This is a genomic window from Burkholderia sp. BCC1985, from assembly GCF_905339915.1.
Classification (GTDB): Bacteria; Pseudomonadota; Gammaproteobacteria; order Burkholderiales; family Burkholderiaceae; genus Burkholderia.
In genome coordinates this window covers 25,713-42,474 of record NZ_CAJPGY010000045.1, presented here as the reverse complement: position 1 = coordinate 42,474, position 16,762 = coordinate 25,713, and the positions used below count along the sequence as shown (strand labels likewise).

12 protein-coding genes are annotated in these 16,762 nt (G+C 66.0%); 4 read left to right on the top strand and 8 right to left on the bottom strand.

The window, feature by feature from the left end; genetic code table 11:
* The first annotated feature begins 4 nt into the window (after nt 1–4).
* On the top strand, nt 5–928 hold the full coding sequence (locus U4Z31_RS30780; protein WP_321812307.1) for a recombination-associated protein RdgC: 924 nt from the start codon (nt 5–7) through the stop codon (nt 926–928).
* Nucleotides 929–1,111: 183 nt separating this feature from the next.
* On the opposite strand, the gene U4Z31_RS30775 is transcribed toward U4Z31_RS30780, so the two are convergent.
* Entirely contained in the window at nt 1,112–1,513 is a 402-nt protein-coding gene (locus U4Z31_RS30775) for a hypothetical protein (RefSeq protein ID WP_124489393.1), read from the bottom strand.
* A 463-nt stretch (nt 1,514–1,976) separates the two neighbouring features.
* On the opposite strand from U4Z31_RS30775, the gene U4Z31_RS30770 reads away from it, so the two are divergent.
* The gene (locus U4Z31_RS30770) at nt 1,977–3,347 is read left to right on the top strand and encodes an MFS transporter (RefSeq protein WP_321812306.1); all 1,371 of its coding nucleotides are present in this window, start codon (nt 1,977–1,979) and stop codon (nt 3,345–3,347) included.
* A 157-nt stretch (nt 3,348–3,504) separates the two neighbouring features.
* Here U4Z31_RS30770 and U4Z31_RS30765 read toward each other — a convergent pair whose 3' ends face one another.
* Nucleotides 3,505–6,264 carry a UPF0182 family protein gene (locus tag U4Z31_RS30765; RefSeq protein ID WP_321812305.1) on the bottom strand — a complete coding sequence of 920 codons (2,760 nt, stop codon included), beginning with the start codon at nt 6,262–6,264 and terminating at the stop codon, nt 3,505–3,507.
* Between the two features lie 350 nt (nt 6,265–6,614).
* Entirely contained in the window at nt 6,615–7,994 is a 1,380-nt protein-coding gene (gene abaF / locus U4Z31_RS30760; protein WP_321812304.1) for a fosfomycin efflux MFS transporter AbaF, read from the bottom strand.
* Nucleotides 7,995–8,582: 588 nt separating this feature from the next.
* Here abaF and U4Z31_RS30755 point away from each other — a divergent pair.
* Nucleotides 8,583–9,524: a dihydrodipicolinate synthase family protein gene (locus U4Z31_RS30755; protein WP_124523839.1), complete on the top strand. Its 942-nt coding sequence runs from the start codon at nt 8,583–8,585 to the stop codon at nt 9,522–9,524.
* A 125-nt stretch (nt 9,525–9,649) separates the two neighbouring features.
* On the opposite strand, the gene U4Z31_RS30750 is transcribed toward U4Z31_RS30755, so the two are convergent.
* The 4 genes from U4Z31_RS30750 to U4Z31_RS30735 all read right to left on the bottom strand — a co-directional run bounded on the left by U4Z31_RS30750 (nt 9,650) and on the right by U4Z31_RS30735 (nt 14,351).
* A complete protein-coding gene (locus U4Z31_RS30750; protein WP_321812303.1) occupies nt 9,650–11,023 on the bottom strand; it encodes an MFS transporter in 1,374 nt (457 codons plus the stop codon).
* Between the two features lie 240 nt (nt 11,024–11,263).
* On the bottom strand, nt 11,264–11,605 hold the full coding sequence (locus U4Z31_RS30745) for an NIPSNAP family protein (RefSeq protein WP_124489399.1): 342 nt from the start codon (nt 11,603–11,605) through the stop codon (nt 11,264–11,266).
* 14 nt (nt 11,606–11,619) lie between these two features.
* Nucleotides 11,620–13,434, bottom strand: coding sequence for an FAD-dependent oxidoreductase (locus U4Z31_RS30740; RefSeq protein WP_415750313.1), 1,815 nt, complete (start codon nt 13,432–13,434; stop codon nt 11,620–11,622).
* 80 nt (nt 13,435–13,514) lie between these two features.
* Nucleotides 13,515–14,351 carry an SDR family oxidoreductase gene (locus U4Z31_RS30735; RefSeq protein WP_321812302.1) on the bottom strand — a complete coding sequence of 279 codons (837 nt, stop codon included), beginning with the start codon at nt 14,349–14,351 and terminating at the stop codon, nt 13,515–13,517.
* Nucleotides 14,352–14,534: 183 nt separating this feature from the next.
* Between U4Z31_RS30735 and U4Z31_RS30730 the strand changes: the two genes are divergently transcribed.
* Complete coding sequence (locus tag U4Z31_RS30730; protein ID WP_124489401.1) at nt 14,535–15,434, top strand: helix-turn-helix domain-containing protein; 900 nt, start codon at nt 14,535–14,537, stop codon at nt 15,432–15,434.
* A 78-nt stretch (nt 15,435–15,512) separates the two neighbouring features.
* Here U4Z31_RS30730 and U4Z31_RS30725 read toward each other — a convergent pair whose 3' ends face one another.
* Complete coding sequence (locus tag U4Z31_RS30725) at nt 15,513–16,685, bottom strand: 4-hydroxybenzoate 3-monooxygenase (RefSeq protein WP_044847152.1); 1,173 nt, start codon at nt 16,683–16,685, stop codon at nt 15,513–15,515.
* Between the last annotated feature and the right edge of the window lie 77 nt (nt 16,686–16,762).

Here is a 16,762-nt window from a genome sequence, read left to right as displayed (position 1 = left end):
GCCTATGTGGTTCAAGAATCTTCAGCTTCACCGTCTTCCGGCACCGTGGGCCGTTACCCCCGATCAGATGGAAGCATGGCTCGCGCCCCACGCGTTTCAGCCGGGCACCAGCGTCGAGATGCAGCGCTCAGGATGGGCGTCGCCGCGTGACGACGGCGCGCTCGTGTATTCGATCAACCGGCAGATGCTGCTGACGTTTCGCGCCGAAAAGAAGCTGCTCCCGGCGTCGGTCGTCAATCAGGTGACCAAGGCCCGGGCGCTCGAGGTCGAGGAGCAGCAGGGTTTCAAGGTCGGGCGAAAACAGCTGCGCGAACTCAAGGAGCAGGTGACCGACGAACTGCTGCCGCGCGCGTTCACCATTCGCCGCGATACCCGCGTGTGGATCGATACGGTGAACGGCTGGCTCGTCATCGATGCGGCCGCACTGGCACTTGCCGACGACGTTCGCGGCCTGCTCGTCAAATCGATCGATCAATTGCCGCTCGCCGGCGTCCAGGTGGCGCTGTCGCCGGTCGCCGCGATGACGGACTGGCTGCTGTCCGGCGAGGCGCCGGGCGGATTCACCGTGGACCAGGACGCCGAGTTGCGCTCGAGCGGCGAAGGTGGCGCCACGGTGCGATACGTCGGCCACGCGCTGGAAGCGAACGACATGCGCCGGCACATCGAGGCCGGCAAACAATGCATGCGCCTCGCGATGACCTGGAATGATCGCATCTCCTTCGTGCTGACGCCGTCGCTGACGATCAAGCGTGTCACGCCGCTCGACGTGATCAAGGAGGCGTCGGATCCCACCGCGCAGAACGACGACGAACGCTTCGACTCGGATGTCACGCTGATGACGGGTGAATTGGCGCGGATGTTGACCGATCTCGTCGATATCCTGGGTGGCGAGCGGCAAGACTCGGTTCAAATCGCGGCGGCAGCCTGAACCTCGTCGGCTGTCGAGGATCGTCGCCGCGCTACGGCGCGGCTTCGCGCTGACGCGACCTGTCGGGGAGGACCGTCGCCGCTCTGGCGGCGGGCGGGGTGCGGCTGCGCGCCGGCGAAGCGCAGGCTCACCGTGGAGCCTCTTGCCGTTCGGCCCGGCGGGTTCGGAAAGTCAGCGGACAAGCTATCCGAACACCCGGGCCCATACCGCCCGAAGGCGTCGCGCGCGGTCTTCGAACAGATATGAGGCTGCCAGCGTCAAGAGACCTGAAATCGCACCCGTCACGATGTGCTCGACATAGGGGATACGGTAGTGACTCGTGTGCGAGTAGGCGTCGCCCAACGTCGTCAGGACGCCGACGATCACCGCATTGCCGTATCGATGCGCGTAGAGTTTCGCCGCGGGCGTGAAAGTCAGCAGTACAGCCAGGAGTCCGGTAAACAGACCGGTATGAAATGCAATCGACCAGTGGGCGAGGCTCATGATGTTGCCCCAGCTCCCCGGCATGCAGGTCATGCACGCACTGGTCGGCTGCCAGAAGCGCTGGATGAACAGTCTGACGCGCTGCTTCCACTCGGTTGACATGACGCACTCCCCTCAATGCCGTCGTCACGGCCGACGCCACCATACGTATCGTTGATGCAGCTTCCAAATCCTTTGACGAGCCTGCCGCCCTCGTCGCGGACGGGTTGGCTATGCGCCGTGGAGGCCAAGCCATAACCTGGACATGGTGGGAATACTACTCCACGATTCGACGGCCGCCGTTTCGACCGGCACCGCGCCGGTGCCTTCTCACGAAACCGGGAATCGCTGCGGATCGCGTACTGCAAATACGCGCATCTTCAATGGACGGAAATCACCGAGCCCATCGTGCAACCGCGCGTTCATCGACATGCATGCGCGCGCGGGTGGTTGATCTGGCTATATATCAGGACTTCTTATTGAAAGTCTTGAGCGCCCTGCAATCCATTCGTGGCCTGCGCTTGCTGAAACCTGTCGCCGGGCGTATGGTTTATTTCTCTATCGCCCTTTTCCGGGAGATACCAAAATGGCTGCCATGCAATCCGCGGCCACGCCCCTCTCCGACGAGGAAGCCCGGCGCCAGTTGCGCCGCGCCGTCATCGCCAGCACGATTGGCACCACGATCGAATGGTATGACTTTTTCCTCTACAGCACGGTCACCGGCCTGGTCTTCGCAAAGCTGTATTTCCCCCAATCCCATCCACTCGTCGGCACGCTTCAGGCGTTCCTGATCTATGCCGTCGGCTTTGTCGCGCGGCCGGTCGGCGCGGCGATCTTCGGCCACTACGGCGATCGCATCGGCCGCAAGGCCACGCTGATCGTGACCCTGTTGCTGATGGGGCTCGCGACGTTCGCCGTGGCCTTCGTTCCGACCTACGCGACGATCGGCATCTGGGGCGCGGTTCTCCTCACGGTGCTGCGCTTCATCCAGGGCGTCGGTGTCGGCGGCGAATGGGGCGGCTCGGTCCTGATGTCGATGGAGTGGGCGCGCACCAATGCGCATCGCGGCTTCGTCGCGTCGTGGCCGCAGTTCGGCGTGCCGGCAGGATTGTTCCTCGCCAACCTCGCCGTGCTGGCCATGAGCTGGTTGTCCGGCAGCAGTTTTCTCACGTGGGGCTGGCGCGTGCCGTTTGTCCTCAGCATCCTGCTGGTCGCGATCGGGCTTTATATCCGCCTGAACATTCTCGAGACGCCGATCTTCGCGAAACTGCTGGCCGAGCGCCGGATCGAGAAGGCGCCGATGCTCGAAGTGCTGCGCAAGCAGCCGACGGATATCGTGCTGTCGGCGTTCGCGCGGATGGCCGAACAGGCGCCGTTCTATATCTTCACGGCGTTCGTGTTCACTTACGGGATCACGGCGCTGGGCGTCACGCGCGAGTTGCTGCTGACGGCGGTTCTGGTGGCATCCGTGGTCGAATTCGTCACCATTCCGCTGTTCGGCCACGTGTCGGACCTGATCGGGCGGCGGCGGATGTACATGATCGGTGCGGTTTCCGTCGGTATATTCGGATTCCTCTACTTCGCGATGGTCGACAGCCGGAATCCGGCGTGGATCTTCGCGGCCATCGTGCTGTCGCTGGTCCCGCATTCGATGATGTACGGACCGCAGGCGGCATTGATCGCCGAGTCGTTTACCGGGCGGTTGCGGTATAGCGGTGCGTCGATGGGTTATCAGCTCGCTTCGGTCATTGCGGGCGGCCCGGCACCGCTGATCGCGACCGCGCTGTTTGCCTACTACCATTCGGGGTATGCGATCGCGGTGTACGTGCTGATATGTGCGGTGTTGAGCCTGGTCGCCGCATCGAAGCTCGGCGACTACACGAACAAGGATATTTCGCGGGAATACGACGACGCGCGAAGTCTGGAGGATCATGGCCACGCGCCGCCGCTGACCTGACGGGTTGGTCGGTTCGCTCGATGCATGGGACGACGAGCCGGCTGCCGGCCCGCTTTCCGCGCGCGGTCCCGGTTCAGGCCAACGCGCGCGCCCGGAACGACACGACAACTGCTTGATTGCGGTCAATTACGCCCACGCCCGCTCAGCCGCGCCTCACTCACGGCTTGTGATCCGCGCGAGCGGCGCCCAGCGCTTCGAGCAATGGTCGGAGCGCATCGAGTTCCGCGCCGAAGCCGGCCCAATCCCCCGCCTTCAGCCGCTCGATCGCACGATCGTAATGGGCCAGCGCGTCGCGGGCGCGCGTATCCGCCGCGCCGCCGGCCGGCGCCGCCCCCGGCCCCGGCCTCGCCTCCTTGAAGAGCGCCGCGAGCGCCTCGCTCAGGTTTTCCTCCATCACGACGCGATCGCCATAGGCCGCAATCACCCGTTTCAACTCGGGCAACTGGCCGGACGACGCGCGCAGATAGAGCGGCGACACGTAGAGAATCGAGTGCTCGATCGGAACGACCACGAGATGTCCGCGGATCACGCGCGAGCCCATCTGGTTCCACAGCGAGATCTGCTGCGAGATTTCCGTGCTCTGCTGGATGCGCGCCTCGATCTGGTACGGCCCGTAGATCAGCTTTTCCTTGGGGAACGCGTAGACGATCAGCTTGCCGTACCCGGGCGGATCGCAACGCGCGGCCAGCCACGCGATCATGTTCTCGCGCTGGCTCGGCACCATCGGCAGCATGAGCACGAAGCCGGCCTGCGCATCGCCGGGCAGCCGCATGATCGTGTAGTACGGCGCCATCTGCCGGTTCGCGGCGTCGCCCCCGTCGATGTCGCCGAGCGCACGAGGAAACTGCCAGAGGTCCTCGCGGTTATAGAACACTTCCGGTGCATCCATGTGATAAGCGCGGTAGAGGTTCGCCTGGATCAGGAACAGATCCTCGGGGTAGCGGATGTGCCGTTGAAGATCCTGCGGCATCGCGTCGAGCGGCTTGAACATGCCGGGGAAGATGCGCGCGTAAGTCCGCACCAGCGGATCGGAAGGATCGCTGACGTAGAAGTCAACCGTGCCGTTGTACGCGTCGACCACCACCTTGACCGCGTTGCGAATGTAGTTGGCGCCATCGCCGGTGCCGGGCGGCGCATACGGAAACCACTGGCTGGTCGTATAGGCGTCCTGCATCCAGAACAGGCGTCCGTTGCTTGCCACGACATAGGGGTCGTGGTCGAGCGCGAGAAACGGTGCAATCGTGCGGATCCGGTCCCGGATGTTGCGGTGAAAGAGGATCCTGCTCTCGTTCGTGATGTAGTGCGTCAGCAGGATGTTGGGATCGCCGAACTGCCATGCGAACAGGCTGCGCCGCACCGCGCCGCCGATCGCGACACCATCGCGCCCGCTGTACGACGTGTAGACGTTGCTGTCCCCCTTCGGGTAGTCGAATTCGCGCACGCTGCCCTTCACGATCACATAGCCCTGCCCGCCTTCGCCGAAGTAGATGCGCGGTTCGTCGATCGCCGGCCCGCCATCGGCGACGGGCGGAATGTCGTGCAGATAGAGCGACGGCAAGCCTTCCGTGGATTTCTCCGTGACCGGCGACATCACGATGCCGTTGCCGTGGGTGAACAGCAGATGCAGGTTCACCCAGGTTCGGGCGTTCTCCGGCAGCATCGACTGCTCCAGTTCGCGCGCCGACAGCATGACCTGCCGGTAGCCGGAGTCGAGACGGTAGCGATCGATATCCACGGAAAAGAACTTGTAGTAAGTCCTGATCTCCTGCAACTGCGCATAGGTATCCATCAGCGGCTGCACATCCCATAGGCGGATATTGTCGACGGTCGCGCGATTGGCCTGCAGCGACGCGATGTTCAGGCCCTGCTCGGCCGCGAACGGCTTGACCTCGATCCGCGCGAGACCGTAAGCCTGCCTCGTCAACGCGATGTTATGCTGGATATAGGGCGTCTCGAGCTGCAGTTCGCTCGGCTTGACGTAGAAGCGCTGGAACAGCGCGGGATAGACGATGCCGAGCGCGAACGAAGTGCCGAACACGAGCAGCATCGCGGCGGCCGGCAACCGATAGCCGGGCCGGCGCAGGTTGACCAGCATCGCAACGGCCGACGCAACGGCGAGGCCGACGAGCAGCCACAGCACCGGCAGCATCACGTGGACATCCGTATAACCGGCGCCGACCACGACCCCGTTGTTGTCGTAGAGCAGCAGAAAGCGTTCGAGCCACCAGGACCAGGCTTTCAGCAGGAAGAACAGTGCCAGTAGCGCCGACCCGTGAACCGCGGCGGCCGACGAAAGCCCCTTCGGCGGGCGGAGCATGATGTCGCCGCGCAGCCAGTAGACGCCGCCCGCGACGATCGCGCAGCAGACGACCAGTTGCAGCAGCAGGTTCTTCAGCAGGATCCAGACGGGCAGCGCGAACAGATAGAAACCGATGTCCTTGCCGAAGATCGGATCGCGCGCGCCGAACGGCACCCGATGCAGGAAACGAAGCGCGACATCCCAGCTCGACATCGCACCGGCGGCGATCGCAAGCCCGAGTATGACCGCACCCGCGGCGATGACCGCGCGCCAGGGAATGCGCGACGCGACCTCCCCCGCCAGCGCCCGCAGGACATCCTCCGCACGCGTCGACGAAGCGTCCGCTACCTGCCAGACATCGACGGGCCTGGCATGACGATGCGCGAGCCACCCCGACGCGCCGATCGCGGCCGCCGACACGGCGAACACCGCGACGAACAGCAGCACCCTCGCGGACAGGATCGTCCAGAAGACGCCGGCATAGCCGATCGACGCGAACCAGAGCCAGTCGACCAGGAGACCGGTGACGCGCCCGACGACGATCAGGCAGGCGACGACGATCGCAGCCGCGATCCCGTAGCGTCTCAGGCGTGGGACGGACGTTGCTTGCGAGCGCATCGAGGCTCCTTTGCCGGGCCGTCATGAGTGGCCGGCCGCGGCCGGACCTGGCGTGCCGCCGATCAGGCAGTGAGCATCGCGGCCGGCCGCATGTCTGAATGCTACGCCCGTTGCCGACACGTCGCCATCCGACGGCATGCGCGACAGCACCGGGAACGAGCACTGCGACAGATTCGATCCCTCCTCGACAAGCACCCGTCGATGGCCGCTGCCGGGCGCAATCAGTGACGACCGTAGTGAACCGAACGCCGGCCGTCTTCCCCGCACTCCCCGGAAATCCTCGATGAAGCACAAAAAAGCCACTCTCGCGGGTGGCTTCCGTGCGTGCAATCAGTCGTCGATCACCCGCCTCACGCGTGCGTGCGCCGACTCGCCTCCGCATCGACCTCGCGCAGCGACTTGCCGCGCGTTTCCTTCGCAAGCCCGACGCACACGATCGAGATCAGCGCGGCCGCGACGAGATACAACGCGATCGGCGTCGACGAGTGATAGCGCTCGAGCAGCGACAGCCCGATCAGCGGCGCAAGCGAGCCGGCCATCAGCGGCGCGACCTGGTAGCACAGCGACAGCGCGGTATAGCGCACGTTGGTCGGGAACATCTCGGTCATCAGCGCCGAATAAGGCGAGTACGTCATCGATTCGATGAACAGGCCGAGCACGATCGCGGCCATGATGATCCAGTCGTTGCCGGTATCCATCATCGGGAACGCGACGAAGCCCCAGCCGGCGGTCAGCACGGCGCCCGTCAGATACACGGGCTTGCGCCCGACGAGATCCGACATCAGCCCCATCAGCGGGATGAAGAAGAAGTGAATCGCGTTGGCGGCGAACATCAGCTTCAGGATCCGCGTGGTGTCGAAGCCGACGACCAGCTTCAGGTAAGTCAGCGAGAACGTGACGACCATGTAATACAGGATGTTCTCGGCGAACCGCGCGCCGATGCCGATCAGCACCTGCCGCCAGTGATACTTGAGCACGTGGCCCACGCCGAGCTGCTTTTCCTGCTTCTGCGCGCGGCGCGCCTGCGCTTCCTTGAAGATCGGCGCATCGTCGACCTTGCGGCGAATCCAGAAACCGATCAGCACGACCACCGCCGAGAACCAGAACGCCGCGCGCCAGCCCCACGCCAGGAAGTCGGCCTCGGACAGCGAGCTCGACAGCACCAGCAGGATGATGGTCGCGACGAGGTTGCCGGCCGGCACGCCGGCCTGCGGCCAGCTGGCCCAGAAGCCGCGGCGGTTGTCCGGGCTGTGTTCGCTGACCAGCAGGATCGCGCCGCCCCACTCGCCGCCGAACGCGAAGCCCTGGATCAGGCGCAGCGACACCAGCAGCACCGGCGCCCAGTAGCCGATCGCATCGAAGGTCGGCAGGCACCCCATCAGGAAGGTCGTGACGCCGACCACGATCAGGCTCACCTGCAGCAGATACTTGCGGCCGAACTTGTCGCCGTAGTAACCGAACACCAGCCCGCCGATCGGGCGCGCGGCGAATCCCACCGCATACAGCGCGAACGCGGCGAGCAGGCCGTCGATCGGGTTGCCGGTCTTCTTGAAGAAGTGCGTGCCGAACACCAGCGCCGACGCCGTTCCGTACAGGAAGAACTCGTACCACTCCGCCACCGAGCCGACCATCGACGCCGCGACGACCCGCTTCAATTCCCGCTTCGACGCCGTGTCCCGCACGGCTGCTGCACTACCGGGCGAGACTGCCTCGCCGACCTGACTTGTCATCTCCGTATCTCCTCTCGTTGTCTTCCATTTCCCTTGGCGGGCCGGGTTCGCGCGTAAGCACGTCGAAAGATTTTATACAATATCCAATACACAATCCATGCAATCTCAAAAAGGTTTCGGCAGAAATGCGACATGCGGGGCGGCATCTGGCCGTCAGGTTCCGAGCCTGCGAGCGCGATGGTTCTGATCAGAGGAAAGTACGGCAGGGATCCGTTTATGGGACGCCGATCGCGGCTCGCGGGCCGACGGGCGGGGCGTGGCGTGGATTTTCCGGCGTCGACGGGATCGTCCGTCGCCCCCGCCCAAAGCCGCTGCGGCGCGGTTCGCCACCGTCCCCGCGGCTCCGGCATGACGACCTTCGTCACGCCCTTTTTATTTTATATTGTATAAAATATTCGAACTGGCTAGAATGACTTCCGTCGATGGCTGACTCTCGGGCGAAACCGGAGGCAACGTTTCGGCACCGAGGCAAACAAGAGGCGGCCAGCCGCCGTCCGGATCGCATGCAGCACCGACGAGACGGCGAGCGCGCGTACAGCCCACGTTGCCAGCAATGGCAGTGACCCTATCTGAATGTGAGGAAACGAGATGAGCGACAACATTTTTACCGGCACCATTCCGGCCCTGATGACGCCGTGCACCGCTGACCGTCAGCCGGATTTCGACGCGCTGGTGAAGAAGGGCAAGGAACTGATTGCACTCGGCATGCGCGCGGTGGTGTACTGCGGCTCGATGGGCGACTGGCCGCTGCTGACCGAAGCGCAGCGCCAGGAAGGCGTCGCGCGCCTGGTCGAAGCCGGCGTCCCGACGATCGTCGGCACCGGCGCGGTGAACTCGAAGGAAGCCGTGTCGCACGCCGCGCATGCCGCGAAGGTCGGCGCACACGGCCTGATGGTGATCCCGCGCGTGCTGTCGCGCGGCGCGTCGCCGGCGGCCCAGAAGGCGCACTTCGCCGCGATCCTGAACGCCGCGCCGAACCTGCCGGCCGTGATCTACAACAGCCCGTACTACGGCTTCGCAACCCGCGCCGACCTGTTCTTCGAACTGCGTCGCCAGCACCCGAACCTGATCGGCTTCAAGGAATTCGGCGGCGCCGCCGACATGCGCTACGCAGCCGAGAACATCACGTCGCAGGACGACAGCGTGACGCTGATGGCCGGCGTCGACACGCAGGTCTTCCACGGCTTCGTGAACTGCGGCGCCGCAGGCGCGATCACCGGTATCGGCAACGCGCTGCCGCGCGAAGTGCTGCAACTGGTCGACCTGTGCAAGAAGGCCGCGCAAGGCGACGCCGTGGCGCGCGTGCGTGCGAAGGAACTGGAAGCGGCGCTGGCCGTGCTGTCGTCGTTCGACGAAGGCTGCGATCTGGTCCTGTTCTACAAGCACCTGATGGTGCTGAACGGCGACAAGGAATACACGCTGCACTTCAACGAAACCGACGCCCTGAGCGACGCGCAGCGCAACTACGCGGAAGCGCAGTACACGCTGTTCCGCAACTGGTACGCGAACTGGTCGAAGAGCATCGCGTAAGCGCGTACGCACGAAACCGTTCGATACGCAGCCATGCAACGGCTGCGTGACGAAAACAAAAAGCCACGGAACCCTCCGTGGCTTTTTTCATTCGCGCGCTGCGCCGCAGTCGCGCATCTGCCGAATCAGTGCTGCTGCACGGCCGCCCCGCTCGCGCGCTCCTGTTCCGTGATCTCCGTGCGGCAATGGCCGATCATGTACAACGCACCGGCCGCGGCGAGCGCCGGCACCGCCAGCAGGCTGAACACGTCGCCGAAGTGCCAGCCGAGCCCCATCAGCATCGCGCCGGCGAATGCGCCGGCCACGCCGCCGATTCGTCCGATGCCGAGCATCCATGCCACGCCCGTCGCGCGGCAGCGCGTCGGATACAGGCTCGCCGCATAGGCCGACATCGACGTCACCGCGCTCGTCACCACGGTGCCGCACAGGAAAATCAGCGTGCCGAGCCACGCGGCATGCCCGATCGTGCGGCTCGCCACGAGCACCAGCAGCGCCGCCACGACATACGCGCAGACGATCGTCCGGTTCGGATTGAAGCGGTCCATCAGCCATCCGGCGCCGAGGTTGCCGAGCACGCCGCCGAGCGGGAACAGCGACGTCATCAGCGCGCCGCCTTCGGCGCTGAAGCCCGCGTCGCGAAGCAGCGTCGGCATCCAGTTGGTCAGCAGGTAATAGATCAGCAGTCCCATGAAATAGGCCGCCCACAGCATCAGCGTGCGCGAACGGAACTGCGCGGATACGACCTGCGCGAGCGCGGACGCCCCGCCCGTTTGCGCTCGCGCGCCGGCGGCCACGAACGTGCAGTCGTCGAAGCGCTCGCGCGGTGCGATCCGCGCGAGGATGCGCGCGATGCGCGCATGCGTGCCCGGTCGCGCCGCGAGATACTGCGCGGACTCGGGCAGCAGCATCACGAGCGCGACCGCCAGCGCGAGCGGCCCGATGCCGCCCGCGGTCAGCACGCTTTGCCAGCCGAACTGAGGAATCAGCCACGCGGACGTGACGCCGCCCACCGCGAGCCCGCACGAGAAACCGCAGAACATCGCGTTGACGGCCACACCGCGGATCCGGGCCGGCGCGTACTCCGACATCAGCGTGACGGCGTTCGGCATCGCCGCGCCCAGGCCGAGCCCGGTCAGGAAGCGGAATGCAGTCAACGCTTCGATCGACTGTGCATGCGCGGACACCATGCTCCATGCGCCGAAACACGCGACCGACAGCACGAGCACGGTCTTGCGGCCGAGCCTGTCCGCGCACGGTCCGGCGGCGAGTGCGCCGATGCCGAGCCCGGCCAGCGCCGCGCTCATCACCGGGCCGAGCGCGCTGCGCGCGATGCCCCAGTCGTGTGTGAGCGCGGGTGCGATGAAGCCGATCGCGGCCGTGTCGTAGCCGTCGGCGGCCACGACCAGGAAGCACAGGATCAGGATCAGCCACTGACAGGGGGAAAAGCGCTCGGCGTCGATGAACGACTGCACGTCGAGCGTACGCGGGGGGGTTTTCATCGTATGTCTCCTTCGGTCCGGTCGCACGACGGTGCCGATGCACCGCCCGCGCGCGGACCTGTTCATGGTCATGGTTTCGTCGTGAACCCGGTGCCCTTGCAGGCCGGCGAGCGCGACGCGGCAGTCCGTGGCGGCGAACCGCATCGCGCATGCCCGGCCGATGCCGTCCGCGCCGCCCGTGACGATCGCCACGCGCGCGGGGTGTCGTCCGTATCGGGTCCGGATTTCATCGTCATCGGTTCAGCGCGTCAGGTACGCGAGGCTCGGGAACTCGACGCGGCGGATGATGCGGCTCTCCTGCGCGACGATCAGGTGGCCGGACGCCTGCAGATACGCGGGCCAGTCCGGATCGGCATCGCGCGCGGTGCGCCGCGCGTCGTAGTCGGCGATGCTGTCGTAGCCCCACAGATGGACGACCTGGTTCAACGCGCCGATGTCGCTCATGTAGAAGCCGACGGGCGCGCCGAGATACTTGACCTGGATCGGCATCGCGAGCCGGTCGAAGATCTCGATGAACTCCGCCATGCCGCGCGGGCGGATCGTATAGATGCGATGGTCGATGAAGGATTTAGCGGTAGTCATGGTCGGCTCCGGGTTCAGGCGGTCACGCGTGCGGCGGCGGGTGGTGTCGGCTCGGCGGCGGATGATGTCGGCTCGGCAAGATCGAGTCGGTCACGCAGGTCGGGCAGGTCGCCGAGGTCGGCAAGCCCCGCGATATGGCGTGCGCTCAGATAGCCGAACGTCATGATCGGCCCGAGCGTGATCCCCGCGCCCGGATAGTTGCCGCCCATGATGCTGGCGCGATCGTTGCCGACCGCATACAGGCCGGCGATCGGCCGGTCGTCGGCGGCGAGCACCTGGCCGACCACGTTGGTCCGGATGCCGTCGAAGGTGCCGAGGTCGCCCATCACGACCTTCAGCGCGTAATACGGCCCGTCGCCGAGCGGCGCCACGCACGGATTCGGACGATGGTCGGCGTCGCCGAGATAACGGTTGAACGACGTCGTGCCGCGGCCGAATTCGGGATCCTCGCCGCGCACGGCATCGCGGTTGTAGCGCCGCACGGTCGCTTCCAGATTCGCCGCATCGATGCCGGCGCGCTGCGCGAGTTCGGCCAGCGTGCGCCCCTGCACGAGATAGCCGTTGCGTAGCAGCGGCCCGAGCGGCACGGGTGCGGGCTTCGCGAAGCCCAGCCCGTATTTGCGGATCGTCGCGTGATCGCACACGAGCCACATCGCGGTTTCGGTCTCGCCTTTGCATGCTGCGATCATCGCAGCGCCGACGTCGTGATACGAATTCGATTCGTTCGTGAAACGCGTGCCGCGGCGGGTCACGCCGATGACGCCGGGCTTGTAGCGATCGAGCAGATGCGGAAACACACCGAAGCGGCCGTCGCCGAGCGGCACGCGCGAGACGGGCATCCATGCGGCCGGCTGCGGATAGCGGATCTCGACGCGGCCGCCCGCGCGCTCGGCGAGCGTCGCGCCGTCGCCGGTGTTGCCGGCCGGCACCGGCGATACATGCTCGCCGCCGCGCGCAACGTGCGGATAAGCACGCGCGATGCGCGCGACGTCGTGCGAGAAGCCGCCGCTCGCGAGCACGACCGCACGGCGCGCGGTGATGCGATACGTCGCGCCGTCGGCCCCGACCGTCGCGCCGGCGATGCGCGCGCCGTCCGCGACGAGTTCGCGTGCGGGCGTGTTCGTCAGGATCGGAATGCCGAGATCCAGCGCGGACTTCGCGAGGCGCGCGGCGAGCGCGTTGCCGCTCGTGATCTGCACGCCGCGCCGGTACAGCGCGAGATCCCTCAGATGCGCGGCAAGCCGCTTCGTCACGTACCACGCCGACCGACGCGAGCGCGTCGCGTTGAAGAAGTGCTTCAGGTCCGCGTTCGACGAATTGAACATCATCCCGATGAACGTGATCGTCTTCAGCGGCGGACGCAGGCGCTCGAGATCGCGCCCGAGCCCGCGCGCATCGTACGGCGCGGCGACGACCGAGCGGCCGATGTCGACGCCGCCGGGCATGTCCGGGTGATAGTCGGGATACAGCGTCGGCACGAATTTCACGTCAGTCTCGCGCTCGAAGAAATCGAGCATGCGCGGGCCGTGCTCGAGAAACGCGTCGATCGCCGCATCGTCGTAGAACGCGCCCGTCTCGCCGCGCAGATACGTGCGGGCCGCTTCGCGCGTATCCTGCACGCCGTTCGCGCGCGCATGGCGATTGCCCGGGATCCACAGCACGCCGCCGGAAAACGCGGTCGTGCCGCCGAAACATGCTTCCTTCTCGACGACGATCACGTCGAGCCCCGCCTTGCGCGCGGTAATGGCGGTGGACAGGCCGCCCGCTCCCGATCCGATCACGAGCAGATCGCACGTGACGTGCTTCGAACGCTGCTGATCGTTCATCATGTCTTCCTCCGTCTCTTGAATAACTGTGCGTCGCCGGGCTCGCGCTGCGCGTCGTGGTGCAGCACGGCAAGGTCGCCGAATCAGCGTGCGCCGGCACCGGCCTCGTAGCCGGGCCGCGGCACGAGATCCATCAGCATCGCGTCGAGGCCGCCGTCGACCACCAGCTCCGCGCCATTCACGTATGCCGCACGCGGGCTCGCGAGAAACGCGACGACGTTCGCGATGTCGTCGGGCCGGCCGATGCGGCGGCTCGCGGTCATCGCGCTGCGGCGTGCCTCGATGTCGCCGCTCGCATAGAACGACTCCGACAGCGGCGTGCGGATCATGCCCGGGCACACGGTATTGCTGCGGATGCCGCGCGGCCCCCACTCCGCCGCCAGTTGCCGCGCGAGCATCGCGACCGCCGCCTTGCTCGCGCTGTAGGCGCCGCTGTACGTCTGCGGGTGGCGCGCCGCGATCGACGCGACATGTACCAGCGCACCCGAGCCGCGCGCGAGCATCGCGCGCCCGAACGCTTGCGAACACAACATGTAGCCGGTGAGATTGACCTGCAGCATCGCGTTCCATGCGTCGAGGCCGATGCTCTCGATGCCGCCGGCACGCAACAGGCCGGCGTTGTTCACGAGCACGTCGGCGGGACCGAGGTCGCGCTCCACGCGTTCGGCGGCCTGCGTCACGCTGGCGGCATCGCCGATATCGCAGCCGATCGCGACGACGTCGCCGCCGGCCGCGCGCAGCCGCTCGGCGATCGCGATGGTGCCGTCCGCGTCGCGGTCGAGCAGCGCGACCCGCGCGCCGGCCGCCACGAACGTTTCGACGATCGACGTGCCGATGCCGCCCGCGGCCCCCGTCACGACGCAAACCTGCCCGTCGAGACGAAGCCAGTCCTGCTGTTGAGTGTTCGCTTGCGATATCATTAGGTATCCTCTTGAAATGAGCTTTAGAGATCCGGCTCGATCCGGCACACGCTACCCGAACGTCGCGCGCTGCGTCAGTGGCAAGCGCTACGTCGATGGGAAAAGTATAGAAGCGCGCATCGCGCGAAAATTGGACAAACGCCGCAAGCAACAGGACAATTTGTACACAGGAGGCCGTGCGGCATGAGGAGAATCCCTAACTACGATCTGTATGGCGAATCGGCGCGTCCGCCCTGGTACGACGCGTTCAACTTCGAATGGATACCGGAGCGCAGCCAGCCGAACGACTGGCATATCGCCGCGCACCGTCACGACGCGCTATTGCAGATTTTGTACATCCGCGGCGGGCAGGGGCATGTCGTGATCGAGAGCGGGAAGCACACGTTCGCGCCGCCGTGCCTCGTGGTGCTGCCCGCGCAGACGGTCCATGCGTTCGAGTTCTCGCCGCAGATCGACGGCCTCGTGATCACGGTCGTGCAGCGCGCGCTCGAAACGCTGGTCAAGACCGCCGCGCCGGGCGCGCTGTCGATCCTGCAACGCGCGGCGGTGATTCCGGTCAAGGAGCCGGACGCGAGCGCGTCGATGCTGATGCCGCTGTTCGCGTTGCTAGAACAGGAATTCCGCAGCACCTCACGCGGGCGCGGCGCGGCCGGGATGGCGTTGCTGGTGGCGTTGATCGTGCATGTCGCGCGCCTGAGCGATCTCGCGGCCGCGCCGTCGCATGCCGGCACCGATCGGCGCGCCACGTTGCTGCGGCGGTTTCGCGAACTGATCGACACGCATTTTCGCGAGCATCGGCCGGTGGAATTCTATGCGGACCGGCTCGGCGTGACGGCCGCGCAGCTTGCGCGCGTGTGCCGGGAGGAGTTGGGCATCTCGACGACGGCGGTCGTCAACGCGCATCTGATTCGCGAAGCGCAGCGCGACCTGGTTTATTCGAATCTGAGCGTGAAGCAGATCGCGCACGAGATGGGGTTTGCGGACAGCGCATACTTCAGCCGCTATTTCCGCAAGCAGACCGGCCTGACGCCGGGCGAGTTCAGGGAAGCGGCCCATCGCGACCTGATGCCGGGCCGCTCGTAAACGGGCGCGGTGCGGGCGATGCGCGCGGTCGCGGCTCCCGAAAGCCCCGACCGCAACAGCCGGCTCGATCGCCGCGCGTCAGACCGCGACCGCGCCGACGTAGTTTTCGGCCATCGCCATCGCCGCCGGGCGCGACGTCGTCACGTGCTCGAGTTCGGCCACCTGCAAACGCTGCTCGAACGGCGACGCGTCGTCGAGACGATGCATCATGCGCGTCATCCAGTACGAGAAGTGTTCGGCGCGCCAGATCCGGCGCAGCGCGGTTTCGCTGTACGCGTCGAGCAGGTCGGTGCGCGCTTCGTCGTAGAACGCCTGCAGCGCGGACGTCAGGATGCGCACGTCCGACACCGCGAGGTTGAGGCCCTTCGCGCCGGTCGGCGGCACGATGTGCGCAGCGTCGCCGGCAAGGAACAGGCGGCCGTGCTGCATCGTGGTCGACACGAAGCTGCGCATGCCGACGATGTTCTTCTGGAAAATCCGCCCTTCCACGACCTGCCGGCCATCGGCGGAGTCGACGCGCGCGTGCATCTCGGCCCAGATGCGATCGTCGGACCATTGGTCGACCGAATCCTTCGGGTCGCACTGGAAATACATGCGCTGCACGTTCGGCGAGCGCGTGCTGACGAGCGCGAAGCCGCGTTCGTGGCGTGCATAGATCAGCTCGTCCGACGACGGCGGCGCCTCGACGAGAATGCCGAACCAGCCGAACGGAAACACGCGCTCGTAGTCCTGCCGCAAGGCGGCGGGGATCATCGTGCGCGACACGCCCTGCGAGCCGTCGCAGCCGATCACGAAGTCGCAGTCGAGCGTCTGTTCGACGCCGTCGTGCACGAAGCGGATCGACGGCGCATCGGTCTCGATGCCGGCAATCGTCGTCCCGGACACGTTGAAGTACAGCGCGCCGCCGGCCGCCACGCGCGCGGCCACGAGATCCTTCAGCACCTCGTGCTGCGCATAGACGGTGATCGCCTTGCCGGTCAGCTCGGTCAAATCGATGCGGCGGCGCTTGCCTTCGAATGCCAGTTCGAACCCGTGATGCAGCGCGCCTTCCGCTTTCATCCGGTCGCCGACCCCCGATTCGGTCAGCACGTCCATCGTGCCCTGTTCGAGCACGCCGGCGCGGATGGTGGATTCGATCTGTTCGCGGCTGCGCGACTCGAGCACGACCGACTCGATACCACGCAGATGAAGAAGATGGGAAAGCAGCAGGCCCGCGGGCCCGGCGCCGATGATGCCGACTTGCGTACGCATGAATGTCTCCGGTTGGGATTGATTTTGCGCAAGTGTGGCGGCGATGCGCGCTATCCCGCAACGCGATATCCGGAATA

Bases quoted from the DNA above. Each gene is read 5' to 3' on its own strand.
- U4Z31_RS30780 (WP_321812307.1), top strand. From the start codon at position 5: ATGTGGTTCAAGAATCTTCAGCTTCACCGTCTTCCGGCACCGTGGGCC.
- U4Z31_RS30775 (WP_124489393.1), bottom strand. From the start codon at position 1,513: ATGTCAACCGAGTGGAAGCAGCGCGTCAGACTGTTCATCCAGCGCTTC.
- U4Z31_RS30770 (WP_321812306.1), top strand. From the start codon at position 1,977: ATGGCTGCCATGCAATCCGCGGCCACGCCCCTCTCCGACGAGGAAGCC.
- U4Z31_RS30765 (WP_321812305.1), bottom strand. From the start codon at position 6,264: ATGCGCTCGCAAGCAACGTCCGTCCCACGCCTGAGACGCTACGGGATC.
- abaF (WP_321812304.1), bottom strand. From the start codon at position 7,994: ATGACAAGTCAGGTCGGCGAGGCAGTCTCGCCCGGTAGTGCAGCAGCC.
- U4Z31_RS30755 (WP_124523839.1), top strand. From the start codon at position 8,583: ATGAGCGACAACATTTTTACCGGCACCATTCCGGCCCTGATGACGCCG.
- U4Z31_RS30750 (WP_321812303.1), bottom strand. From the start codon at position 11,023: ATGAAAACCCCCCCGCGTACGCTCGACGTGCAGTCGTTCATCGACGCC.
- U4Z31_RS30745 (WP_124489399.1), bottom strand. From the start codon at position 11,605: ATGACTACCGCTAAATCCTTCATCGACCATCGCATCTATACGATCCGC.
- U4Z31_RS30740 (WP_415750313.1), bottom strand. From the start codon at position 13,434: ATGATGAACGATCAGCAGCGTTCGAAGCACGTCACGTGCGATCTGCTC.
- U4Z31_RS30735 (WP_321812302.1), bottom strand. From the start codon at position 14,351: ATGATATCGCAAGCGAACACTCAACAGCAGGACTGGCTTCGTCTCGAC.
- U4Z31_RS30730 (WP_124489401.1), top strand. From the start codon at position 14,535: ATGAGGAGAATCCCTAACTACGATCTGTATGGCGAATCGGCGCGTCCG.
- U4Z31_RS30725 (WP_044847152.1), bottom strand. From the start codon at position 16,685: ATGCGTACGCAAGTCGGCATCATCGGCGCCGGGCCCGCGGGCCTGCTG.